This window comes from Tepidibacillus infernus (assembly GCF_048898065.1).
In the GTDB taxonomy this organism is placed as follows: domain Bacteria; phylum Bacillota; class Bacilli; order Tepidibacillales; family Tepidibacillaceae; genus Tepidibacillus_B; species Tepidibacillus_B infernus.
The window spans coordinates 1,409,456-1,433,227 of sequence record NZ_JBLWFI010000001.1; the positions used below are offsets into that span (position 1 = coordinate 1,409,456).

Sequence of the window (23,772 nt, forward strand, 5' to 3'; positions counted from 1 at the left end):
CTATATCACTTTTGCCTCGTTATGCAATAACTGAATTAATTCTTTTGCCTGCCCATTGATTTCACCAAAAAGAATCCTTCCTGCACTTTTCTTCGATGGTAGATAAGTTTCGAGCGTTTCTGTCTTTGCTTGAATCGCTTCTTTCTCTATCTCGACATCTGGGCGACTTAATGGTTTTTTCTTGGCCTTCATAATACCTGGTAAAGAAGGATATCTGGGTTCATTCAATCCTTGCTGAGTCGTAATTAAAACAGGTAGTGAAGCTTCTACAACTTCCGTATCCCCCTCAACATCCCGATGAACGGTTACATGTTGATCATCCAATTCAATTTTGACGGCGGTTCCGATAAAAGGAATACCTAAAATCTCCGCGATCCGTTGTGGCACCTGTCCAGAACCATCATCTACTGCTACATGACCCGCCAAAATCAGGTCATAGGATTGTTCTTGAATCACTTTTGCAAGAACTTGTGAAACCGTATATTCATCCCCAAATAAGTTCTCATCATCTAGTAAAATGGCCTGATCTGCTCCCATTGCGAGTGCTGTACGTATCGAGCTCTCAAAACGATCTGGTCCCAAGGAAAGGAGAGTAATCGTCCCACCATGGTTTTCCTTGATTTTTAAGGCCTCTTCGACCGCATACTCATCATAGGGGTTAATGATGAACTCTACACCTTCTTCACTAATTTGCCCATCTTTTAAGACGATTTTTTCTTCTGTATCAAAGGTTTGTTTTAATAGGACTAGAATATCCATCCATTTTTCCTCCTCTACTATTTATCTTCAAAAAAAGGAACACGTTTTTCTAGGAAGGCTTGAGTTCCCTCTTGTTTATCATCAGTGGTACAAACCTCACCAAATAACTTTGCCTCGTTCTTCAATCCTTCTTCTAACGTTCCTGCCAAACCTTGATCAATTGCCTCTATCGATTTTGCAATCGCGATTCCACCCTTTGTTGCAATATGATGAGCCAGTTTTTTCGCCTCGACTAAAACGCTTTCATGTGGAACAACATGATTAACAACCCCGACACGATAAGCTTCTTCTGCTGAATAAAGGTTCCCTGTTAAAATCCATTCGATCGCAATAGAACGGTTGGTTAAACGAGTGAGTCGCTGTGTCCCTCCAAAACCTGGGATAATTCCCAAATTGATCTCCGGTTGACCGAATTTCGCTTGATCTCCAGCGATCCGAATGTGACAAGCCATTGCTAACTCCATTCCACCTCCAAGACATACCCCGTTGACGGCGGCAATCACTGGTTTTTTCATCTTTTCGATTTGATCAAACAATTGTTGTCCCGTACGTGCTAATCGTTCCCCTTCTTCTTGAGAAGAAATTGCGGCAATCTCTTTAATATCTGCACCTGCTATAAATGCTTTTCCCTGTCCTGTTAACACCACCGCTTTCACTCGTGAATCCACACACATCGCTTCTAGAGCTGTCTCTAGCTCCTGCAACGTCTTCATACCTAACGTGTTGACTGGCGGATGATTAATCGTAATCACAGCAACTCGATCCTCTAATTCATAATTCAAACGTTCAAATTCCATTTCGTTTTCCACTCCTTTTTATTTGCATTTCAGTGCATTCATTAATAAGAAAAATACTGGCTGTACCAATGAAAGCAAATCATATTTCATTTCTTTCATCACCCAAGATGTCACTGTTTCATCAATCGTCCCAAAGATCATTTGCCGCATCACTCGAATATCTAACTGCTGATGAAATTTTCCTTCATCAATTCCTTGGCGGATCAAGTCTTCTATCAGTTGGTGATAAATTTTGAGTGTAGCTCCAATTAATTTCCGAATATCTCGGTTGGATTGCCTTAACTCAATTTGTGTGACTATCGCAAGGTCTTGATCCATTGCCAATTGTTTAAAATGCATATAAATTAACTGATAGAGCTTTTGCTCCACGGTATCGACTAACTCGATTTGATGTTTAACCTTCTCAACGAATCGAGTCATTTTTAAGCGAAATAAAGAGATAAGAAGGTCATCCTTACTTTCAAAGTATAAATAGATCGTCCCGTCTGCTACTTGAGCTTCTCGTGCAATCTTTGTCACTTGTGCATTGTGATAGCCATGTTCAGCTATTACTTTGACCGCCGCATCAATAATCGCATGATATTTATCTCCAGCTTTTTTCACCATAATCCTGTTCCCCTTTATACTGAATGATGATTCATTCATGTATAGTTATAGAATAACGTTAAATGAACGAAAAATCAATATATTTTAAATATTCAGAAAATTTTAGGGACAAATAGACATTTTTTTATGTTGTCGTTCATATACTGTTATTTTAGTTACGATCAACTAACTCACCTTATCCTGATCTATTTTTTTCTTTTCCTCGTCAACGAGTGCTCGTCGTAATATTTTTCCTACCATGGTTTTTGGAAGTTCCGTTCTGAATTCATACGCTCTCGGAATTTTATATGCAGCTAAGCGTTCCCGACAAAAAACATCCAACTCTTTTTCTGTGATTGTTACTCCCTGTTTTAGAACGATAAATGCTTTAACTGTTTCACCGCGATACGGGTCAGGAATCCCTATAACAACTGCTTCTTGAACGGCCTCATGTTCGTATAGAACTTCCTCAACCTCTCGAGGATAAATGTTGTACCCACCTGCAATGATCATATCTTTCTTCCGATCTACAATGTAAAAGTACCCTTCGTCATCCATTGTTGCCATATCTCCAGTTAGTAACCAACCATTTAAAAATACTTTTGTCGTCTCTTCTGGACGATTCCAATATCCTTTCATCACAACTGGCCCTTTGATAGCCAATTCTCCAATTCCTCCGAATTCTACATCTTCAGCTGTAACTGGATCGACAATTTTGGCGTCAATGTCTGGCCATGGCAAACCAATACTTCCTGTTTTTCGTTTCTGCCAAATTGGATTGGCATGGGTTACAGGCGAGGTCTCGGTTAAACCATACCCTTCAACCAATCTTGCTCCTGTTAATTTCTCGAATTTTTCCTGCACTTCTAAAGGTAATGGAGCAGAGCCACTAATGCAAGCATTGATGGATGAGAGATCATATTGTTTGACATTTGGATGGTTGAGAAGAGCAATATACATGGTAGGAGCACCCGGGAAAAAGGTGGGCTTTTCTCTTTGAATCGTCTCCAAAATTTCCTCTGCTTTGAAACGTGGAAGTAGGATCATGGTAGAAGCCAAGTGAATACTTAAATTCATAACAGAAGTCATTCCAAACACATGAAAAAAAGGTAACACACCTAAAATTCTTTCCTGTCCTTTCTTTGCCTGATACAGCCAATGAGTTTCCTGGACCACATTCGCAACCAGATTATAATGTGTAAGCATGACTCCTTTTGCTACCCCTGTTGTTCCCCCTGTATATTGTAAAAGAGCAATATCTTCTTTGGGGTCAATCGAGACACGGATTGGAAATACCGGCTGACTTTTGAGTAATTTAGAAAAGAAACAAACACCATCTTGTTTGGGAATCGGCACATACTGTCCTTCTTTTTTTAACTTCAAATTATAGAGTAGGTTCTTGGGGAAAGGTAAATAATCTTTAATGCTCGTAACAATAATGGTCTTGAGGAACGTTTTGGATCGAATGTTCATCACTTTTGGATATAATAAGTCCAGAGTCACTATCGTTTCAGAACCTGAATCCACCAATTGTTGTTCTAATTCTCTCTCGGTATACATGGGATTATTTTGAACCACGATGGCACCTAGTAATAACGCTCCATAATAGGAAATGACGGATTGTGGGGAATTAGGGAGTAAAAGGGATATACGATCCCCCTTCTTAATTCCTAATTGCTTTAACCCATGAGCAAATTTGTATACATCATTCATTAATTCATTGTATTTCATCGTTTTGCCCATGAAAGAAATGGCGTCGTGATTAGGAAAGTCCTTTGCAGATTGAACTAGCAAATCCGTAACAGGAATCTCTGGATATGCGATACTTGCCGGAACTTCTTTTGGATAGGAAGATAACCAAACTTTATTAAATTCATCCTTGTTCATCTTTTCCCTCCTCAATATATTTTTTAATGTGTATCTCTATTGTATATAATTTTCAGAACATTTTGAATATTTTTTTTAAATTTTCTATTTTATTTTTAATAAAAAAAGGTAGGCGATAAACAACCTACCTACACTTAAAATAGAACCCGTACTTTTTAAGCGTACCTTTTTCCCTTTTTATTGCTGGCTTTATGTTCTCCTTTATAATACTGGATAAAATTTTGCAAAATTTGCCTTCCGTAAGGGGTTAAGATGGATTCGGGATGAAATTGTACTCCTTCAATTGGATACTCCTTATGGCGAATGGCCATGATCTCTCCTTCTTCTGTTACTGCTGTAACTTCGATTTCTTCAGGCAAAGACTCTCGATCAACTACCCAGGAATGATATCTCCCTGCTTCAAATAGTTCTGGAACTTGAGTAAAAATTTTTTGATGATTATGGGAAATGGTTGATGTTTTCCCATGCATCAATCGTTCAGCTAACTTTATTTCTCCTCCAAAGGCTTTCGCAATTGCTTGGTGTCCTAAACATACCCCTAATGTAGGAACTTCTGTCCCTAATTGTTTAATCACTTCTAAGCTAATCCCGGCATCCTCAGGAATCCCAGGCCCTGGTGAGATAAGAATAAAGTCAGGATTTAATTTACGTATCTCTTCTACTGTGGCTTGGTCATTACGGATGACGTAGCATGTTTCTCCTAGATCTTCAACCAATTGCACTAGATTATAGGTAAAGGAATCATAATTATCAATCACTACGATCATTGAAGAACCTCCCTCAAGTAAAGACGGAGTTCTTCGATCAATTGCTTTTCAAATTGCTTTGAGATTGCTTCATCCTGCAAAATATTTTCTCTTGTTAGTAATCGTTGTTCGATCTCTGTAATTGCTCGAATCAATGCACTTCCTATCACAAAGCCATCTAGATTTTCAGCTAAAGGCTCAAGTTGAGACTTTTCCTTAATGCCAAAGCCAAGCACGATAGGAACCTTAGCCACATTTTTTACTTCATTAATTAATGTCGCGATTTCTTGATGAAAGGTTGAACGTTCACCTGTCACACCTAAGGAAGAGACAATGTAAATAAATCCTTCTGCTTGCTCGGCAATTTGTCTGATTCTTCCTTTAGAAGTAGGGGCAATCAACGAGATGATTGGAATCTTGTATGGTTGTAAAGCTTCTTTCAAAGCACCGTTTTCTTCTAAGGGTAAATCTGGGACAAGAATCCCATTAAAGCCACTTTCAGATAATCTTCTGGCCAATCGGTCTAAGCCCATTTGCAATAGGGGGTTATAATAGGTAAACAAAACTAAAGGAACTTGAAGCCCTTCTTTTCTTACCTCGCTAACTAGCTCTAAAGTTCTTTCTAAATTCATGCCTTGGTCAATCGCTCTAAGAGAAGATTGTTGAATGACTGGCCCATCTGCTAAGGGATCAGAATAAGGAACACCGATCTCAATCATCTCAGCTCCTTCTTCCTGCAACAAAAATAGAATTTTCTTGAATAATGACTCTGTTGGAAAACCTGCAGTAATAAAAGGAATAAACTTCATTCGACTCCCTCCCCTGTAAAGAACTGATGGATCGTGTTCATGTCTTTATCTCCTCTTCCAGAGAGATTGACAAGAATAATATTCTCTTTTTTCAGGGTAGGAGCTAGTTTGATTGCTTGAGCCAAGGCATGTGCTGACTCAATCGCAGGAATAATTCCTTCCTCTTGACTTAATCGCTTTAACGCATTCATGGCTTCTTCATCAGTAATCGTGGTATAGGTAGCTCTTCCACTGGAATGTAGATAAGCATGTTCTGGCCCAACCCCTGGATAGTCTAATCCTGCTGAGATAGAATAGGCTGGTTGAATCATCCCGTGATTATCTTGAAGTAAGTAGGTATAGGCTCCATGAATAATCCCTGGTTTGCCTTTGGTTAAGGTTGCTGCATGCTCTGAATCGAGGCCTTTTCCTGCCGCCTCTACACCTACAAGCTGTACTTGCTGATCTTGGATAAAGGGATGGAAGATACCAATCGCGTTACTTCCCCCGCCAACGCTAGCGATCACCACATCAGGCAAACGACCCTCTTGGTCAAGCATTTGTTGACGTGCTTCAATTCCAATCACCTTTTGAAAATCTCTTACCATCGTTGGATAAGGATGAGGACCGACAACAGAACCAATTAAATAATGAGTGTCCTCTACATGGGCAGCCCAATACCGAATCGCTTCATTGGTTGCATCTTTCAATGTTCCTCGGCCACTATGAACGGGAACGACTTCTGCCCCTAACAACTGCATTCGAAACACATTTAACTTTTGTCGTTCAATATCTTCTGCTCCCATAAAAACTTTGCATTCTAAGCCAAGCCTAGCAGCGATCGTTGCCGATGCGACTCCATGTTGGCCTGCACCAGTTTCAGCGATGATTTTTGTTTTTCCCATCCGTTTTGCTAGTAATCCTTGACCAATCGCATTATTAATTTTATGTGCACCCGTGTGGTTCAGATCCTCACGCTTAAGATAGATTTTGGCTCCACCTAAAGATTCACTCAGTTTATCTGCATAATAAAGTAAAGTTGGCCGTCCTGCATACATCTTCACCCATGTTAAATATTCTTCTTTGAACGCTTCGTCCTCCCGAATTTCTTGATATGTGGCTTCTAATTCTTTTACCGCATGCATCAAGGTTTCTGGGATATAAGTCCCACCAAATTCTCCAAACCTTCCATTATCCAGTTCAACAGTCCATTCCTTTGGATTGATCATTTTCTAGCCTCCTCTAAAACCTCTACAATCTTTTCCAAGGATTTTAATCCTTCTACCTCTACTCCACTGGATAGATCAACACCATCAATCGAATATGGTTTAAGTTGCTTTAGATCATTTGCTGTTACTCCACCAGCAACCAGAATAGGCAACTTGATTTTCTCCCAAGTTTCTTTGTGAACTCCCCAATCGAATTTGGTTCCAGTACCGCCACGATTCGCTCCTGCTGTATCAAAGATAAAACCATCTACCACATCAAGATAAGGTTGGTAGGGAAGATGAAGCTCTTCTCCTTCTACGGAAAGGACTTTCCAAATCTGCTTTCCAGTCATATCTTTGATAAGTTGGCAATAGTTAGCTGTTTCGTCTCCATGTAATTGAATGATATCTACTGGAGCTTCAACGATTTGTTCTATACTTGGATTTACAAATACGCCAACCGTTTTAACAAAATTTGGAATATGCATTTTCCATTGTTTAACTTGTTCAGCACTGACTTGTCGCCTACTTTTCGTAAAAACAAAACCGATATAATCTGGCCAAATCTGCCTTTCCTTTAATTCAACCAGGGTTTCTTCTTGAAAAATACCACAGATTTTCACTTTCATCTTTTTCCCACCAACTCGTATATCGCTTCAACTTGGTTAGCCGCTTTTACGATCCTTTCGCCAACTAATACCCCTTTAATTCCTAAATTGCTTAGAGTTTCTACTTGTTCATGGGAATGAATTCCGCTTTCGCTGATCAACAACGTTTCCTTTGGAAGTTGACCCAACAACTGATGAGTATGTTGGATTGAAGTATTAAAGGTCGTTAAATCACGATTATTGATGCCGATCATTTCAGGAGTAAAAGCTTTAAGCACTTTTTGAATATCGTCTTGATCGTGAACTTCTGTTAACACTTCTAATCCGAGTTCTTTTGCTTGAAGATAAAGTTCTTGGTATTGACTTGGTTCTAAAATCGCCGCGATTAGTAAAATTACGCTTGCTCCATATCCTTTGGCCTCATCTACTTGGTAGGGGTCAATGATAAAATCCTTCCTTAATAAAGGAATCGTTTCCGTTAATTCTCGTATTTGTAAGAGGTGATTGATACTCCCTTGAAAAAATTCCTGATCCGTTAAAATGGAGATTCCCTCAACTTTCGCCTCTTTATACTTCTTAAAGAGAACCGTTGGTTGGTAATCTTCCATCAAAACCCCTTTTGAAGGAGAAGCTTTTTTCATCTCAGCGATGATCCCAACAGGCCTAGGTGTTTCGATTAGATTTTTTCTTAAAGAACAGGTGGATGCATGATAATAAGGCAAAGACCTTAGTTCAGATTGACTGATTCGTTGTTTACTTTCAGCGATGATTTCTTTCTTTTTGGATACGATGCGATCTAAGATATTCATGAAACATGATCCACCTTCTTTGAGAACCTTTGTAGCTTAAGGATCTTTTGATAGACTTTGCCTGTATCCACTAATTCTCGTGCTTGTTCGATTCCTTCCGCAATATTGCTAGCTTTTCCTGTTACATAAAAACTGGCTCCGGCATTGATCAAAATAAAGTCGCGCTTTGGACCTTTTTTCCCTTGGAAAATATCTAATAAATCTTTTGCATTTTCTTGGGGGGTATCTCCTCGTAGATCAGATAATGAAGATCTAGTAAAACCAAATTGTTCAGGAGTTACAAAGTAAGTTTGGATTTCCCCATCTCTCAATTCTGTCACCTTGGTTTCGTTCGTCATCGTGATTTCATCCATTCCGTCAAGGCCAGATACGACAATTGCTCTTTTTACCCCAAGGCCTTGTAACACTTTTGCAATTGGTTCTGTCAAGTTAGGATGATAGACGCCCATCACTTGATGATCTGCTTTTAAAGGGTTGCTTAATGGCCCAAGGACATTAAACACGGTTCGAATTCCTAGCTCTTTTCTAGAAACGGCTGCATGCTTCATTCCTTGATGAAAGATTGGGGCATATAAAAACGCAATATTTTCTTCATTTAATAGTTGTTCTAGATCTTCAGGGGATTGTTGAATAGGAATATCCATTGCTTCAAGAACGTCGGCACTGCCACTTTTCCCTGAAACGGCACGATTTCCATGTTTGGCAACTTTAATTCCACCAGAAGCTGCAATCAATGCGGCTGCAGTCGATACGTTGATCGTACCGCTGCCATCTCCTCCTGTTCCACAGGTGTCAAGTAAGGGACCATTGATCTGAAATGGGGTCTTAACCTGCTCCCTCATCGCTTCAACCATCCCGATAATCTCTTCTGTTGTTTCTCCTAATACCTTTAGTCCAACCATAAAAGCGGTCACTTGGTGGGGAGGTACGTTCCCTAAAATGATTTCCTCCATAAACTGTTTACTCTCTTCTCTTGTCAAATGGTTACCAGCTAACAATTTTTCTAATATCTTTCTCATCTCTACTAATCTCCTCTCAACTTAAACTCTCTGAAATCTCAATCGCTTTTAACATCGCCTTTGCCTTATTCATGGATTCCATATATTCGTTAAGCGGTACAGAGTCGGCGACAATCCCTGCACCTGCTTGCACATAGGCGGTTTCTTCTTTAAAAAAGATCGAACGAATCGTAATACAAGTATCCAAATTTCCATTAAAGGCAAGCGCTGCTACCGCACCAGCATAAGGACCTCGCTCGATTGGTTCTAGTTCAGCAATTAGTTCCATCGCTCTTACTTTTGGTGCCCCCGAAACCGTTCCTGCTGGGAAAACCGCTTTTAATACATCAAATGCAGATTTCTCTTCCTTTTGTTGGCCTATCACTTTTGAAACAATATGCATGACATGAGAATAACGTTCAATTTTCATCTTTTCTGCCACAATGACAGAGCCTGGTTTACTTACTTTGCCGATATCGTTTCTTGCTAAATCTATCAACATTACATGTTCTGCTCGTTCCTTCTCATCGGCCAAAAGCTCCTGCTCTAAAGCGAGATCTTCCTGCTCTGTCTTTCCTCTTGGCCTTGTGCCGGCAATGGGGAATGTAGAAATTTCCTCGTTGAACACTTTGACCAGTGTTTCAGGTGAGGCACCAACAATCGTTTCATGATTCATTTGCAAATAAAACATATAGGGAGAAGGGTTGATTTGCCGCAATACTTGATAAACGATTGCTGGATGTACTTTTGTCTTCGTGATCAATTTTTGCGAAAGAACCGCTTGGAAAATCTCCCCTTTAAGAATATTTTTCTTAATCGTTTCTACTGCTGCCATAAATTGATCGGGCAAAAAAGGTTGTTCAAAGTTTTTCCTTATTTCAGGTAAATCATGAAGTGGGATGGGTTTCTGTAAACACTGCTCTATACGTTCTTGCCAAAATTGAGCTCGCTGTTTCAGATATTCAATAGCTCGCAAATATTTGTCTTTCTTTTGTTCTTCTGTATCTTCCGTTTCAATCATTACGTTATAAAACAGTTGTAATTCTTTTTCCGCATGGTCATAAACGAGTAACTCTTTAACAAAAGCTAGATGGATTTCTGAAAATAGGGAAGGCTTCTGATTAGCATTTTCTATTCTTTCAAGCCTTTTGATAAATTCATAGGAAAAATATCCGATTCCCCCGCCTGTAAAAGGTGGGTATCCTAAAATTCTAGGTGAACGGTATCTCTTGCTAATATTTTCAATCCCACTTACTGGATTATCAATAATCTTTTCATATAGGCCATTTGTTTTTAACTGTTGAAACTCATCAGGATCGGCCTCGATCTTCACTTGATTGTCCTCTACTTGAATCACTAAAAAAGGTTGGTCAGCAAAATAGGTGAATCGACCCCTTTCCTTGCCATGTTCACCACTTTCTAATAACAAAGAATAAGGGTAATCTTGGCTAAGCTTAAATAAATCAAGTTGAAACCATTCAAAAGAACCCAATGAATTTTTTAATGGGATGACAGAATAATGAGTAGCTAATTCTAAAAAATGTTCTAGGGGTAACATTGTGATACGCTCCTCTCTTGTACCTGTTTAGAAGGATGATTTCCTTCTTGCAAGAAGAGGAGTGAGGAATAGGAATAAGAAGTAAAAAATAGAAAAAACTAGGAATACTCCTAGTAGTAAGCATACTTACCCTAAGCAATTCCTCCACTCAACTTTTCTCTTCTTAACTAAACTCTTCTCTCTACTCAACTAAACTCATACTTAGGATTTCATTTTTGATAAACAAAATCGTTTAATTTAACAATAATCTTACTTTACTCTAAACTTGTCTGTCAAGGAAAGATGCAAAAAAACACAATTTTATTATTTTCTGCAACCATGTTGATGAGTTGTATGATAAGTTGTTCAATTCTATTGATTTTCTCCTCCAACTTTAGTCACCTCTATACATACAGTCTAACATTATAAAAAAATTGGGACAATATTCAATTTATATTAGAAAACCGAAAATTCTAACAATCTAATTTCAAATTGAAAATGTTGATATTTTACTTTACGAAAATGTAATTTATGGTAAAATATAATAGTCAAATTGCTTTATGAGGGGGGGAAGAAACATGAAACACATCAAAGTTTTATCTCGCAATCGTCTACAAGATACTATGTTATCTGGAACTTGTAGTAAATGTTCTGCTTCTTGCCAATCAGCATGTAAAACCTCTATCACTGTAGGTAATACAATTTGTTATGCTAAGATTGAAATGAAGTAGATAGAAGATTGCTCCCTTCGGGAGCCGTTTTTTTTTGAGAGGAGAGCAAAAATGATAAAGGGACAAGTACATGTATTCACTTATAAAAATTATAATATTGTCCTTGATGTAAACAGTAATTCTTTATTCACGATAGATGAATTAGCAAAAAAAATAATTGAGTTATATCCTTCTTTTTCATTAATTGAAATAAAAGCAAAATTAGAGAATGAATATGATGAAAATAAAATTTATGAAGCATATGAGGAAATAGAAGAGCTTATTCGGGAAGGTATTTTATATTCTGAAGGCGTTACTCCAAACGAAGAGTATAACCCGGAAGAATTTGAAATGAAATCAATGTGTCTGCATGTATCACATGACTGTAATTTAAGGTGTAAATATTGTTTCGCCGGAACTGGCCCGTACGGACAAAAAAGAACTCTTATGTCAGCAGAGACGGGTAAAAAAGCAATTGATTTTTTGGTTGCTCAGGCTAAGTATACGACTCATTTTGAAATAGATTTTTTTGGCGGGGAGCCTTTAATGAATTTCCCTGTTATTAAAGAAATTGTGGCCTATGCGAGGGAAAAGGAAAAGCAGATAGGGAAGACATTTGAATTTTCTTTGACAACTAATGGTGTCGATTTAAATGAAGAAGTTGAAGAATTCGTCGCACAGGAAAACATAAATCTGATCTTAAGCATTGACGGACGCAAAGAGGTTAATGACCGGATGAGGCCAATGGCAGATGGTGCGGGGTCCTACCAAACCATTGTCAATAATTTTTTGCGTGTAAATTCGAAGCGTTATGGTTCTGCTGATAACCGTTACGGCAAAGGCATCTATACTTATTTTCGCGGAACATTTACCAGTGAGAATTTAGATTTCTCCAATGATGTTTTACATCTGTCTGATCTTGGTTTTAAAAGGATTTCTGTCGAACCAGTTATTTTGCCGGAGAATCGAAAATACGCTATAACAAAGGAACATTTACCTGAACTGTTTAAGCAATATGATATTTTAACTGATGCGTATCTTGAAAGGAAAAGTACTGATAAGGAATTTCATTTTCATCACTTTGAAGTAGATATGGAAGAAGGTCCTTGTTTTTCTAAACGTGTAACAGGATGTGGTGCCGGTTATCAGTATATGGCGATCACACCGGAAGGAGATATCTATCCTTGCCACCAATTTGTAGGTAAAAAGGAAACGAAAATCGGTAATCTTGAAGAAGGTTTTACGAATAAAAAACTAATGAATCAGTTTAGAAATACAAATATTTATACAAAACCTGAATGCAAAACCTGTTGGGCCCGTCATTTGTGTGGCGGTGGCTGTCATGTTAATGCTTATGGTTTTAATAATGATTTAAGTAAGCCCTATGCAGTTGGCTGTGCATTAACAAAAAAACGTTTTGAAAATGCACTTTATCTAAAGGTATTGGAATTGGAAAAGGAATAAAACTAAAGGAAGTCCATTAAAGGCTTCCTTTTTGAATACTAAGTAAGAAGGTGAATTATCCCTATCTCTTCTTCTGTCAATTCACGATATTCTCCAGGTTCTAATGTTTCATCCAAAAGGAGTGAGCCCATTGAGAGCCTTTTTAAAAAGATAACCTTTTTGCCAATGGCTTCAAACATTCGCTTAACCTGATGGAATTTTCCTTCATATATGGTTAATTCAATTTCAGACTGATGTCCTGACTGAAGAATCTTAAGTTCTGCCGGCAAGGTTAGATAGCCATCATCAAGATAGACCCCTTTGTGGAAGGCTTTTTGGTCTTCCTCTGTCACCACTCCTTGAATCATGGCAAAATAGGTTTTGGGAACATGCTTTTTTGGAGACAAAAGCTGATGAGCCAATTGACCATCATTGGTTAGTAGAAGAAGTCCTTCAGTATCTTTGTCTAATCTTCCTACGGGGAAAGGATCAAATACCGCGTGCATCGGTTCTAGAAGATCGATTACGGTTTCTGTAAAATGATCCTCAGTTGCTGAAAGAACCCCTTGTGGCTTATTCATCATCAAATAAATGAATTCTCGATATTTAACAACTTCATCATCAACAATGATTTGATCAAGGGTTGGAGTGACTTGCATTCCTGAGTCTTTTGCATAAGCCCCATTTACAGTAACTCTCTTTTCTTTGATCATTTTTTTGATTTGTTTGCGAGTCCCAAATCCCATATGGGCTAATATTTTATCTAAACGTTGTCTTTCTTTTCCGGACATGTTCTCACCTCACTTATCCTTTTCAATCCACCATCTTATCATATTTTCTTCCAGCGCCGAAGAGATATTGACATTGTCCTTAGAAAAGTTATATTATATAAGTTGTGATTATGGGTAGCTTTATCATTTAAATGGTAAAAAGGACGTGAACACCCTCGCTCTTTTTGTGCTTATAAGACGCGGCTGATTTATTCTTATAAGTCATAAATTGTTGCTATCCCGCAATTTATGTAAAACAAATAGAGCACGTCATATTAGACCATCCTAAAATATTTATTTTGAGAGGGGTTATTGTTTAATATGGCACGTTATACAGGACCAAAACACAAATTAAGTCGTCGTGTAGGAATTTCATTAAGTGGTACAGGTAAGGAGATGAAGCGTCCTTATCCTCCAGGTCAACATGGACCAGGCCAACGTAAAAAATTAAGCGAATATGGTTTACAGTTAAATGAAAAGCAAAAGCTTCGTTTTATGTATGGCTTAAACGAAAAGCAATTTGCTAACCTTTTCGAAAAAGCAAACAAAATGTCTGGCGTTGTTGGTGAAAACTTCATGGTTCTTCTTGAAACTCGCTTAGACAATCTTGTTTATCGTATGGGATTATCTCATACTCGTCAAGGTGCTCGTCAATTAGTCAACCATGGACATATCACTGTAAATGGTAAAAAGGTTGATATTCCTTCCTACCATGTGCAAATTGGTGATGTGATTGGCGTTCGTGAAAGAAGTCGTAATTTAACTGTTATTAAAGAAGCTTTAGAAGATCGTAACTATCTTCCAGATTACGTCACATTTGACGATAAAGCAATGGAAGGTAAATTAATTCGCTTACCAGAGCGTTCTGAATTGCCACAAGAAATTAACGAAAAACTTATCGTTGAGTACTACTCAAGATAGGATGAACGAAAAGCATCCATTGGAGAAATCCTTTGGATGCTTTTTATTTTTAAATAACTAAACTTCATGGTTGAAACCCATTAGTGATGGGCTTCTTCATCTAATTGAGCTTGATTTTTGCAAATTTACGTTTTCCTACTTGAATAATCATTCCGTCTTCAACAATCACTTCATAATCAACATCTTCAACTTTTTCTCCATTGATCTTAACGGCGCCTTGCTGGATCATGCGACGCCCTTCGCCATTCGATGGAACTAATCCCAAATCTACCAGCAATTTAACAACCCAAATTTTTCCATCCCCCAATTTGCTTTGGTCTATTTCAGTAACAGGGATATCCTCAGGAATGTCTCTTTTTTGGAAAACCGTTTTAAAATGGTGTTCAGCTTCCTTGGCTGCTTCTTCTCCATGATACATTCGGACAAGCGTATAGGCCATCTTCATTTTTGCATCTCTTGGATGAATCGTTCCTTCCTCTAATCCTTCCACCATGACTTGAATTTCTTCATGTGGGAGATCGGTTACTAACTTATAATATTTAACCATTAACTCATCAGGAATAGACATGGCTTTCCCATAGATTTGATTTGGCTCTTCATTGATACCAATATAGTTTCCTAAACTCTTACTCATTTTTTGAACACCATCAAGTCCTTCAATCAATGGTAACATTAACACCGCTTGTTGAGCTTGTCCGTATTCTTTTTGTAATTGTCTGCCCATTAAAAGGTTAAATTTCTGGTCAGTTCCCCCTAATTCAACATCTGTTTTTAGAGCAACGGAATCATAACCTTGCATCAGAGGGTAGAAAAATTCATGGACACTGATCGCTTGATTGTTATTAAATCTTTTTTCAAAATCGTCACGTTCTAACATTCTTGCTACGGTTGTTTTTGCAGCTAATTGTACAACCTCAGCAAACGTTAATGGAGCTAACCAAGTACTATTATAATGAACCTCTGTTTTAGCTGGATTTAACACTTTAAATAGTTGCTCGATATAGGTCTTAGCATTTGCTTTTACTTGTTCAGGTGTCAATTGTTTCCTTGTTTCTGATTTACCAGTAGGATCGCCAATTTGTCCGGTAAAATCGCCAATAACTAATTGAACAATATGGCCTAAATCTTGAAATTGTCTTAACTTCTGTAATGGCACCGTATGACCAATATGAATGTCTGGTGCAGAAGGATCTAATCCTAATTTTACTTTTAAAGGGTTCTTTTTGATAATCGCCTTTGCTAATTTCTGCTTGAACTCATCTTCAGGGATGATTTCAACAGCCCCACGGCTAAGAATCTCCCATTGTCTTTGTAATTCTTGTTCCTGTTCCTTTGTTAATTCAAATTCATTTGTCATCGTGTCAACCTCCATTTTTATGATAAACCACACAAGTGTCGATATCCTTCGAGGCCTATTACGATTACTATTATGAGGCCCCATTATAATTGTGAAAAGAAAGTTATACTTTTTGATAAAAAAAACCACATCCCATCTAGCTAGGGACGTGGTTTAGACGCGTTACCACCCTACTTAAAAAAACAGGAAAATTAATGCCCACAAATGTGATGCCCTCCTTAAAAGCTATTCTAATTACTTTTGTGGGGTCTGTCTTCTTCACTTCATTGCATAACGGGATTCCCGGAAAAGACGATTTTTCAGCTTCGTCTATTCAGCTCTTGTAGGGTAATTCGGTTTGATAATAATGTACCGATTTTCACCAACCACCGGCTCTCTAAAAAGCAGTCATTACCACCTACTAACTACAATCATCGCGATTTCTTATTCATTTTAATTGTATTTTCAATTCAACTCTTCTTTTATCATATTATACTAGCAATGTCAATGCAGATGATTGAAAATGTACTTATCATTCTTATTTATGCTATAATACCTTTATTAAGGGGGAATTATTTTATGACATCATCTCATTCGCCCAATAAATCAAAGAGAACAAATGGGCTTCGACCAAGGAATTTATTAAAGTTTATATTAATAGTAATCTTTTTAGGATTCTTTTTGGGTGCAGGGACTGCCACAGGTTTTGTTGCCGCACTTGTAAAAGATGAACCAGTTCGGAGTGCTGAGGAAATACGCAAACAGGTATTTAAAAACACGGAAACTGGTTTTGCATACTTCTCTAATCAAGACAAGAATGGTACCTTTGAACTGATCGGTGCTTTTAGAAATGATGAAGATCGTCGGTTTGTAAAATTTGAGGAGATTTCACCAAACGTAAAAAATGCTTTTCTTGCGGTAGAAGACCGTGCTTTTTATGATCATCATGGTGTTAATTTTAAGGCTTTCACACGTGCCGTTCTTCAACAGATTTTTCAAAGTGATGTTCAAACGGGTGGAAGTACAATTACTCAACAATTAGCCAAAAATACGTTCTTTTCTTTAGAAAAAAGCTATCAAAGAAAGGCAAAGGAAATCTTTCTGGCCTTAAGAATGGAACGAGTGATGCCAAAAGATGATATCTTCACCGCCTACTTAAATAAAATCCCGTTTGGTAAAGCTGCTAATTTAAATAATGTCTATGGAATTCAAGCAGCTGCAAAAGGATATTTTAACAAAAATGCGAGTGAACTTAATCTAGCCGAAGCTGCTTATTTAGCTGGAATCCCCCAACGCCCTACTGCATATTCTGCATTTAATAGCAAGGGGTTTGATGAGGAAGGCTACAATTTGGCAAAGAAACGTCAGGAATTAGTACTTAAGAGTATGCTGGAGGAAAAATTTATTTCTCAGCAGGAATATGAAGAAGCCCTTAGATTTGACATTAAGGCTGCTTTTGATACCTCCACTAAAAAAGCGTATAGTAAATATCCCTACTTAATCTTAGAGGTGGAAAACCAAGCAGCTGAAAAGTTTGTTGAAGCGCAAGGGATTACGCCAGATGCTAAAGAGTATAGCGAAGCATTAGAAAATGCCAAACAAGAGATTTTAAGTGGTGGTTACAAAGTTTACACGACCGTAGATCGTAAAATCTATGAAGCGATGAATAATGTGGCAAAAGACCCTAAGAATTTTCCAAATCCAATCTCCTATAACTTCTCTTTAGGAGATGGAAAAACGAAACACCTTGAAAATGAAGATATCCAAATCGGTGCTACACTCATTCATAATAAGACAGGAGCTATCTTAGGTTTTATTGGTGGACGCGATTATAATGTTTCTGCTGTCAACCATTCTAATTTTAGAGGAACGACAAAAAGACAACCCGGTTCATCGATTAAACCATTGTTGGATTATGGTCCAGCTCTTGAATTAGGTAAGGTTCAGCCAGCAACTCCAATTGATGATATCCCATTAGGTGGAAAATGGGAGCCAGACAATTGGAACAGCAAATATAATGGCCGTATAACGGCTAGACATGCATTAAATCAATCATTTAATATTCCTGCCATAAAGGTATATAAAATGGTTGGCCCAGAAAATGGCTACGAATTTTTAAGTAAACTTGGTTTTCAATTAAATAAAAAAAGATTCCTTGAAGCTGGTTTGACTCCAGCGATTGGTACGATTGAATCATCACCAGAAGTGATGGCTAGTGCTTACTCAACCTTTGCCAATGGCGGTACCCATCTTGACTCTTACATGATTGAACGGATTGTGGATCGTGATGGCAATGTGGTCTATGAACACAAAGCAAAACCTGAAGTCGTCTTTAGCGAACAAACTTCCTATTTAATTACGGATATGTTAAGAACCGTTATTAAGGATGGAACAGCAAAAACGATTTTGAGATATATTGGCAGTCGAGATGTTGCTGGTAAAACAGGAACAACGAATGACACAAAAGACTTATGGTTTGTGGGTTACACACCTGAAATTACTTTAAGTGTATGGACAGGTTACGATTATCCAACAACCATTAGATCTGGTAATATTGCTAAAACATCTTGGGGTAAGATTATAACAGAAATTTTTAAAGCTGACCCAGAATTATCTCCTGCAAATGCAAAATTTGAACGACCAGGTGGATTAATTCAAATGCAGGTATCTAGTACTTCTGGAAAGTTACCATCTGACTTGACAAAAGAAGCTGGCTATTTAGTCACTGACTGGTTTAATAAAAAATTCATTCCAACAGAGATTGATGATTCTTTAGAAAAAGCGAGAGTGGTTGAATTTAACGGTAAACGTTATTTGGCTAAAGATGAAACGCCTGATGACATGGTGGATACAGGAATCTTCTTTAAACGAGAGCCTTATGTTATCCCACCTGGAAAACCAAAGCCATTAGATGTTGATAAAGAATTACCAACTGAGTCTGACCCAAGGGAATCTGCAGGGCAACCTGCTCCACCTTCATCGCCTAGCATCACAACCCAAGGAAATAAAAATACGATCTCTTGGGAAAAGAATCTAAGTAATAGTGTGGTGGGATACAGAATCTATCGTGCTTCTGCTTCAGATTTAGGCTTTACAAAAGTTGGTGTCGTGAAGCAAACAGATCTAAAAGCAGGAAGGTATTCCTTTACAGATCAAGGAGCAAATAATGGGCCTTTTGCTTATTACATTACAACAGTTGATGTTGCAAATAATGAATCTAACCCTTCAGCAATCGTGGGCAATACGAGCCTACCCATTGGACTAGATGAACCTCAAGATCAAGGAAACCAAGATGGAACATCAAATGAACCACCTGCTGCGACTATACCAAAACGGCCAAAAGGGGTCTCTGGTGAGCGAAGTGCATCTGGATTACAAGTTACCTTAACCTGGGCTGCAAATCCTGCAGAAGATCAGGTACTTAATTACAATGTTTACTTTAGTGATGTAGAAGGTGGCAAATACCAATTGATTGGAACAACAGAAGGCACCACTTTCGTTCATCCATCTGTTCCACTAGGTGATGCTTATTACCGTGTAACAGCAACGAATGAAAATGGTGAATCTGAACCATCTAAAGTAGTCAAAATCCCAGTGAAAAATCAATAATATAAAAAAAGGTTTGTATATTCCATCGCTCTCCGTCATCCGTGCCCTTCTATGAATAAAGATTACGGAGAGAAGGGCACTTCTAAAGGCACACAAAGTGTACAAGTCGTGCTACACAGCTAAAGCTGCTAGTCACGCTATGTCGCAGCTTATGGAATATACAAACCCTTAAATGACAAATGGAAGAAAGTTATACTTTCTTAATCTTTAAAAAAAAACAACCTATGATGGTTTATCCATTATAGGTTGTTTTTTGTATTGAACAAGTTCGCTACTTCGTTGACTGTCTATTGATCAATTGATGTTGTAAAATGACAAACTGATCTGTGATTGGTTCCTCATTCATATGTTTCGTTAAAAATCTCATTGCAACTGCTCCAATATCATATTGAGGTTGAGCAACTGTAGAAAGTAATGGCCTTACCATTGATGAAATCGGTATATTATCAAATCCTCTTACTTCAATATCCTGCGGTACTTGAAGTCCATTATCTTGAATAGCATGAATCGCAGCCACAGCCATTTCATCACTAGCGGCAAAGAGAGCTGTTGGTTTTTCTGCTAAGGAAAGAAAGTCGTTCATTGCTTCCAGACCAGATTCATAATGATAATCCCCTACGCGAACATATTGTTCATCAAATGGTATATTCGCTTCTTCTAAAGCCGCCTTATATCCGTTAAATCGATCTAATCCAGTTAAAGGATCAGTCAGTGGCCCAGTAATGATGGCAATTTTACGATGTCCACCCTGAATAAAGGCGTTGACAGCGTCCTTTGCTGCTTGGAAATGGTCAATATCTACAGATGGAAACATTTTGCTAGGGTCTTTGGTAGCTGCTAGTACAATTGGAACGGTTGAGGTTTTAAAAATCTCTAAATGATCATTTGTCACTTCTGCTCCCATAAACAACAAGCCATCCACTTGTTTCTCCAATAAGGTATTGATTAGACTTAACTCCTTCTCCACCTTTTTATCTGAACTGGATAAAATAATATTATAGTGATACATACTTGCAATATCTTCTATTCCTCGAACAACTTCGGCAAAAAAAGCATTAGAAATATCTGGGATTACGATGCCGACCGTTGTTGTTTTCTTGCTCGCTAATCCCCTTGCTACTGCATTTGGACGATAACCTAACCTTTCAATGGTTTCTAATACTTTTTTTCTTGTGCTTGGTTTTACATTAGGGTTCCCATTAACGACCCTTGAAACCGTAGCCATTGATACTCCAGATTCTCTGGCTACATCATAAATAGTTACTGGCATTTCAATCTCTCCGTTCGACTAATTTATTTTCATTAATTTTCATCATTTAATGTTAATTATTCTACGTCAAAAAAGCAATTCCTACAATCTTTTCATATATTTTCCCCAATTTAATACCATAACCATACAAAATAGCCCACAAAAGTGACGACCTCCTTCGAAGTGTATTCCGATTACTTTTACGGGGTCCCATTATATTCATAACAAGAAAGTTATGCTTTCTTTAGTATTAAAAAAAGAAACGCTAACCTTAGTGGTAACGTTTCATTATGAGCTACTTTTAAATCACAAAATTCTATAATAATTGGGAACCCTTTAAAGCAGTCATCAATTCGTTAAATTGATCTAAATTGAGTTGTTGATTTGCATCGGATAACGCAACAGCTGGATCAGGATGAACCTCCACCATAATACCATCAGCCCCAGCAGCTAAAGCTGCTTTTGCTATAGGAATCGCAATATCTTTACGTCCAGCAGAATGACTAATATCTACTAACACTGGTAAGTGGCTTTCTTGTTTTAAAATGGGAACAGCGAGGATATCCAAGGTATTTCGTGTCCACTTCTCATAGGTACGAATACCACGTTCTACTAAAATCACTTGATTATTTCCCCTTGAAACAATGTATTCGGCTGCAAATAAAAATTCCTCGATCGTCGCTGCCAAACCTCTTTTTAGTAAAACCGGAGTTTTAACTTGGCCAGCTGCTTTAAGTAATTCGAAGTTTTGCATGTTTCGTGCACCAAGTTGAATCACGTCCACATATTGGGTAGCCATTTCAATATCAGCAGGGTTAACAATTTCACTAACCACCTTTAGCCCATACCGATCTGCTACTTTCCTCAATATTTTAAGTCCTTCAATACCCAATCCTTGGAAATCGTAAGGGGAAGTTCTTGGTTTAAATGCGCCACCACGAATCAGTTTTATTCCCTGTTCAGCTAATCCTTTTGCAACAGTATCTACTTGTTCTTCGGTCTCAACTGAACATGGACCTGCAATCATCACTGGCTTTCTTCCAACTTCCACATCCCCAACCTTTACGATCGTGTCCTCAGGATGACGTTTTCTACTAACTAACAACTGTTTATTTTTATCCTCTTCTTGTAACTCAAGAGAAGCTTTGAAGATTTCTTTAAATAAATGTCTAACTACATTGTCATCAAATGGGCCATGATTATGAGCTACAATTTTATCAAGCATTTCTCTCTCTCTAACAGGATCGAAACGCTTTGTACCTTGTTTCTCTTTTAGATGACCTATTTCCTGAACGATCTCAGCTCTTTCATTGATTAACTGCAAAATCTGCAAGTTAATTTCATCTAATCTCAATCTTAACTCATCTAACTCTTGATTACTCATAATAACCTCCATTCCGCCGCTAGCGCTGGCGGCACAAATAGTAATGAAAAATGGTGTGCGGCTTTCACCACTTTGCTATGATTAACTTAAGGAGAAGATATACTACAAAGCACGGCGAGGTGAGTCGTAGATTACTTCTCAGTTCAAAACAGTATAATAACCAGTGTAAGAATCATCTTTCAAGCACGAATAAGTGGTTCTATAAGACCGCACGCTAATCATTGTTTTAGCTCTTTGTTAAATGTGTGATGGTTCAGTCAATGTCTTCTTCCTCCAATTATGAAAGGAGGCTGTGCCATGAAAGTTGTTTATCCTATCTGTTGCGGTGTCGATGTGCATAAGACTTTTCTCGTCGCCACAATTATTACTTCACAGGGGATTACCCCTCATTATTCAAAAAAGAGATTTTCTACTTTTAACAATTCCATTCTTCAATTCAAGCAGTGGCTGATTGATAACAACTGCTATGATATGTGCATGGAATCGACCGGGAAATATTGGGTTCCTGTCTACAATCTTTTGGAAGATACCATCCGTATGACTGTTGCTAACCCCAAATGGGTGAAGGCTGTAAAAGGAAATAAGGATGATAAAAAAGATTCTAAGTGGATTGCTGACCTTTTCCGCCTTGGTTTAGTACCAGGAAGCTATATCCCTAATAAACCAGTCCGTATTCTTCGTGAATACACTCGCTACCGTTCTAAACTTGTTTCTTGTAGAAGCAGTGAAAAGAACCGTTTTCAAAACGCTTTCACAGTCTGTAATGTAGCCCTTGATGCTGTCGTTTCCGACATGTTTGGCAAATCTGCCACTTCCATCACGGACTATCTGATTTCCTCTGATACCTTTGACCCGGAATACTGTACTTCTCTTCTTCATAAATCTTTGAAAAAAAAAGCAGATAACGTGGTTGAATCTATTGAAGGATACCAAATGACTCAGGAACAAAAAGAACGTATGATCATGGTTCGTTCTCACCTCGACTTCGTAACCAATTCGATTGCTGAACTGGACGAAAAACTGGATAAGTTGGTCGAACCTTATGAAAGTGCCATTAACCTTTTATGTACCATTCCCGGAGTTAATAGAGCATCTGCAATCACCATTATCTCCGAGATTGGTACAGATATGTCTCAATTTGCCAACTCCAAGCGTTTGTGCTGCTGGGCGGGACTAACACCTGGCAATAATGAATCTGCTGGTAAGAAGAAATCTGTCCGTATTACACGTGCCGGTGTATACCTCAAACCTGCATTGGTACAAGTTGCCCATGCAGCCGTGAAATCGGATAAGTCTCCTTACTACAAAATCAAGTACGAACGCATTTCTAAAAGGAGAGGCAAAAAAAGAGCCATAATCGCTATTGCAAGGATGATACTCACCGCCATATACAATATGTTTGTTACTGGCGAAGTGTGGAATCCAAGCGACTTGTATAAAATTGATATGCCACAAGAAATGCAGGACAAGCAGAAAGAGAAAGCTATTAATCAGGCAATAAAACTCCTAATTGCCCAAGGTATAATAAAGGCTTCTGACATTTCTGTAGCTTAAAACCAAAGCTTGATTTTTTTTAGGTCTTTAAAGACCTTAGTTTGCTGCGCCCTTTTTTACCAAATTTAAGCTTA

The 23,772-nt window shown here is 38.1% G+C and carries 20 protein-coding genes and 1 other annotated feature; of the genes, 5 read left to right on the forward strand and 15 right to left on the reverse strand.

What is annotated here, in order from left to right; genetic code table 11:
- The 11 genes from TEPIDINF_RS07145 to TEPIDINF_RS07195 all read right to left on the reverse strand — a co-directional run bounded on the left by TEPIDINF_RS07145 (position 1) and on the right by TEPIDINF_RS07195 (position 10,743).
- On the reverse strand, positions 1-759 hold the full coding sequence (locus TEPIDINF_RS07145) for an electron transfer flavoprotein subunit beta/FixA family protein (RefSeq protein ID WP_068725169.1): 759 nt from the start codon (positions 757-759) through the stop codon (positions 1-3).
- 17 nt (positions 760-776) lie between these two features.
- The gene (locus tag TEPIDINF_RS07150; protein ID WP_068725171.1) at positions 777-1,556 is read right to left on the reverse strand and encodes an enoyl-CoA hydratase-related protein; all 780 of its coding nucleotides are present in this window, start codon (positions 1,554-1,556) and stop codon (positions 777-779) included.
- An 18-nt stretch (positions 1,557-1,574) separates the two neighbouring features.
- Positions 1,575-2,162, reverse strand: a complete 588-nt coding sequence (locus tag TEPIDINF_RS07155; protein WP_068725173.1) for a TetR/AcrR family transcriptional regulator — start codon at positions 2,160-2,162, stop codon at positions 1,575-1,577.
- 165 nt (positions 2,163-2,327) lie between these two features.
- Complete coding sequence (locus tag TEPIDINF_RS07160; RefSeq protein ID WP_421691636.1) at positions 2,328-4,028, reverse strand: AMP-binding protein; 1,701 nt, start codon at positions 4,026-4,028, stop codon at positions 2,328-2,330.
- A 155-nt stretch (positions 4,029-4,183) separates the two neighbouring features.
- Positions 4,184-4,795, reverse strand: a complete 612-nt coding sequence (locus tag TEPIDINF_RS07165) for an anthranilate synthase component II (RefSeq protein WP_068725178.1) — start codon at positions 4,793-4,795, stop codon at positions 4,184-4,186.
- A complete protein-coding gene (gene trpA, locus TEPIDINF_RS07170) occupies positions 4,792-5,583 on the reverse strand; it encodes a tryptophan synthase subunit alpha (RefSeq protein ID WP_068725180.1) in 792 nt (263 codons plus the stop codon). Before trpA ends, TEPIDINF_RS07165 begins: the two co-directional genes overlap by 4 nt.
- Entirely contained in the window at positions 5,580-6,791 is a 1,212-nt protein-coding gene (trpB, locus tag TEPIDINF_RS07175) for a tryptophan synthase subunit beta (protein ID WP_068725182.1), read from the reverse strand. The genes trpA and trpB overlap by 4 nt, the downstream gene beginning before the upstream one ends.
- The gene (locus tag TEPIDINF_RS07180; protein WP_082732443.1) at positions 6,788-7,399 is read right to left on the reverse strand and encodes a phosphoribosylanthranilate isomerase; all 612 of its coding nucleotides are present in this window, start codon (positions 7,397-7,399) and stop codon (positions 6,788-6,790) included. The genes trpB and TEPIDINF_RS07180 overlap by 4 nt, the downstream gene beginning before the upstream one ends.
- Entirely contained in the window at positions 7,396-8,187 is a 792-nt protein-coding gene (gene trpC / locus TEPIDINF_RS07185; protein ID WP_421691637.1) for an indole-3-glycerol phosphate synthase TrpC, read from the reverse strand. The genes TEPIDINF_RS07180 and trpC overlap by 4 nt, the downstream gene beginning before the upstream one ends.
- On the reverse strand, positions 8,184-9,206 hold the full coding sequence (gene trpD, locus TEPIDINF_RS07190; protein WP_421691638.1) for an anthranilate phosphoribosyltransferase: 1,023 nt from the start codon (positions 9,204-9,206) through the stop codon (positions 8,184-8,186). Before trpD ends, trpC begins: the two co-directional genes overlap by 4 nt.
- Before the next feature lie 16 nt (positions 9,207-9,222).
- Positions 9,223-10,743, reverse strand: coding sequence for an anthranilate synthase component I family protein (locus tag TEPIDINF_RS07195; RefSeq protein WP_068725188.1), 1,521 nt, complete (start codon positions 10,741-10,743; stop codon positions 9,223-9,225).
- Between the two features lie 557 nt (positions 10,744-11,300).
- On the opposite strand from TEPIDINF_RS07195, the gene scfA reads away from it, so the two are divergent.
- Both scfA and scfB read left to right on the forward strand, forming a co-directional pair.
- Entirely contained in the window at positions 11,301-11,453 is a 153-nt protein-coding gene (gene scfA, locus TEPIDINF_RS07200; protein WP_068725191.1) for a six-cysteine ranthipeptide SCIFF, read from the forward strand.
- A gap of 51 nt (positions 11,454-11,504) precedes the next feature.
- Complete coding sequence (gene scfB / locus TEPIDINF_RS07205; RefSeq protein ID WP_421691639.1) at positions 11,505-12,896, forward strand: thioether cross-link-forming SCIFF peptide maturase; 1,392 nt, start codon at positions 11,505-11,507, stop codon at positions 12,894-12,896.
- Positions 12,897-12,934: 38 nt separating this feature from the next.
- Here scfB and TEPIDINF_RS07210 read toward each other — a convergent pair whose 3' ends face one another.
- Entirely contained in the window at positions 12,935-13,666 is a 732-nt protein-coding gene (locus TEPIDINF_RS07210; RefSeq protein WP_068725193.1) for a pseudouridine synthase, read from the reverse strand.
- A gap of 300 nt (positions 13,667-13,966) precedes the next feature.
- Here TEPIDINF_RS07210 and rpsD point away from each other — a divergent pair, with 300 nt between their 5' ends.
- Positions 13,967-14,566: a 30S ribosomal protein S4 gene (rpsD, locus tag TEPIDINF_RS07215; RefSeq protein ID WP_068725195.1), complete on the forward strand. Its 600-nt coding sequence runs from the start codon at positions 13,967-13,969 to the stop codon at positions 14,564-14,566.
- Between the two features lie 100 nt (positions 14,567-14,666).
- Here rpsD and tyrS read toward each other — a convergent pair whose 3' ends face one another.
- Positions 14,667-15,923 carry a tyrosine--tRNA ligase gene (gene tyrS / locus TEPIDINF_RS07220; protein WP_421691640.1) on the reverse strand — a complete coding sequence of 419 codons (1,257 nt, stop codon included), beginning with the start codon at positions 15,921-15,923 and terminating at the stop codon, positions 14,667-14,669.
- Between the two features lie 139 nt (positions 15,924-16,062).
- Positions 16,063-16,346, reverse strand: a binding site (T-box leader).
- Positions 16,347-16,481: 135 nt separating this feature from the next.
- Here tyrS and TEPIDINF_RS07225 point away from each other — a divergent pair.
- On the forward strand, positions 16,482-19,511 hold the full coding sequence (locus TEPIDINF_RS07225) for a PBP1A family penicillin-binding protein (RefSeq protein ID WP_421691641.1): 3,030 nt from the start codon (positions 16,482-16,484) through the stop codon (positions 19,509-19,511).
- Positions 19,512-19,782: 271 nt separating this feature from the next.
- Here the strand turns inward: TEPIDINF_RS07225 and ccpA are convergent, their stop codons facing one another.
- On the reverse strand, positions 19,783-20,781 hold the full coding sequence (gene ccpA, locus TEPIDINF_RS07230) for a catabolite control protein A (RefSeq protein ID WP_068725201.1): 999 nt from the start codon (positions 20,779-20,781) through the stop codon (positions 19,783-19,785).
- A gap of 295 nt (positions 20,782-21,076) precedes the next feature.
- A complete protein-coding gene (locus tag TEPIDINF_RS07235) occupies positions 21,077-22,144 on the reverse strand; it encodes a bifunctional 3-deoxy-7-phosphoheptulonate synthase/chorismate mutase (RefSeq protein WP_421691642.1) in 1,068 nt (355 codons plus the stop codon).
- A gap of 297 nt (positions 22,145-22,441) precedes the next feature.
- Here TEPIDINF_RS07235 and TEPIDINF_RS07240 point away from each other — a divergent pair, with 297 nt between their 5' ends.
- Positions 22,442-23,698 carry an IS110 family RNA-guided transposase gene (locus tag TEPIDINF_RS07240; RefSeq protein WP_415802040.1) on the forward strand — a complete coding sequence of 419 codons (1,257 nt, stop codon included), beginning with the start codon at positions 22,442-22,444 and terminating at the stop codon, positions 23,696-23,698.
- The last annotated feature ends 74 nt before the right edge of the window (positions 23,699-23,772 follow it).

Excerpts from the sequence above, each read along its gene's own strand:
- scfB (WP_421691639.1), top strand. The coding sequence starts at position 11,505 with ATGATAAAGGGACAAGTACATGTATTCACTTATAAAAATTATAATATT.
- TEPIDINF_RS07195 (WP_068725188.1), bottom strand. The coding sequence starts at position 10,743 with ATGTTACCCCTAGAACATTTTTTAGAATTAGCTACTCATTATTCTGTC.
- trpB (WP_068725182.1), bottom strand. The coding sequence starts at position 6,791 with ATGATCAATCCAAAGGAATGGACTGTTGAACTGGATAATGGAAGGTTT.
- TEPIDINF_RS07240 (WP_415802040.1), top strand. The coding sequence starts at position 22,442 with ATGAAAGTTGTTTATCCTATCTGTTGCGGTGTCGATGTGCATAAGACT.
- TEPIDINF_RS07210 (WP_068725193.1), bottom strand. The coding sequence starts at position 13,666 with ATGTCCGGAAAAGAAAGACAACGTTTAGATAAAATATTAGCCCATATG.
- scfA (WP_068725191.1), top strand. The coding sequence starts at position 11,301 with ATGAAACACATCAAAGTTTTATCTCGCAATCGTCTACAAGATACTATG.
- TEPIDINF_RS07165 (WP_068725178.1), bottom strand. The coding sequence starts at position 4,795 with ATGATCGTAGTGATTGATAATTATGATTCCTTTACCTATAATCTAGTG.
- trpC (WP_421691637.1), bottom strand. The coding sequence starts at position 8,187 with ATGAATATCTTAGATCGCATCGTATCCAAAAAGAAAGAAATCATCGCT.
- tyrS (WP_421691640.1), bottom strand. The coding sequence starts at position 15,923 with ATGACAAATGAATTTGAATTAACAAAGGAACAGGAACAAGAATTACAA.
- TEPIDINF_RS07150 (WP_068725171.1), bottom strand. The coding sequence starts at position 1,556 with ATGGAATTTGAACGTTTGAATTATGAATTAGAGGATCGAGTTGCTGTG.
- trpA (WP_068725180.1), bottom strand. The coding sequence starts at position 5,583 with ATGAAGTTTATTCCTTTTATTACTGCAGGTTTTCCAACAGAGTCATTA.
- TEPIDINF_RS07160 (WP_421691636.1), bottom strand. The coding sequence starts at position 4,028 with ATGAACAAGGATGAATTTAATAAAGTTTGGTTATCTTCCTATCCAAAA.
- TEPIDINF_RS07235 (WP_421691642.1), bottom strand. The coding sequence starts at position 22,144 with ATGAGTAATCAAGAGTTAGATGAGTTAAGATTGAGATTAGATGAAATT.
- TEPIDINF_RS07225 (WP_421691641.1), top strand. The coding sequence starts at position 16,482 with ATGACATCATCTCATTCGCCCAATAAATCAAAGAGAACAAATGGGCTT.
- TEPIDINF_RS07180 (WP_082732443.1), bottom strand. The coding sequence starts at position 7,399 with ATGAAAGTGAAAATCTGTGGTATTTTTCAAGAAGAAACCCTGGTTGAA.
- trpD (WP_421691638.1), bottom strand. The coding sequence starts at position 9,206 with ATGAGAAAGATATTAGAAAAATTGTTAGCTGGTAACCATTTGACAAGA.
- ccpA (WP_068725201.1), bottom strand. The coding sequence starts at position 20,781 with ATGCCAGTAACTATTTATGATGTAGCCAGAGAATCTGGAGTATCAATG.
- rpsD (WP_068725195.1), top strand. The coding sequence starts at position 13,967 with ATGGCACGTTATACAGGACCAAAACACAAATTAAGTCGTCGTGTAGGA.
- TEPIDINF_RS07145 (WP_068725169.1), bottom strand. The coding sequence starts at position 759 with ATGGATATTCTAGTCCTATTAAAACAAACCTTTGATACAGAAGAAAAA.
- TEPIDINF_RS07155 (WP_068725173.1), bottom strand. The coding sequence starts at position 2,162 with ATGGTGAAAAAAGCTGGAGATAAATATCATGCGATTATTGATGCGGCG.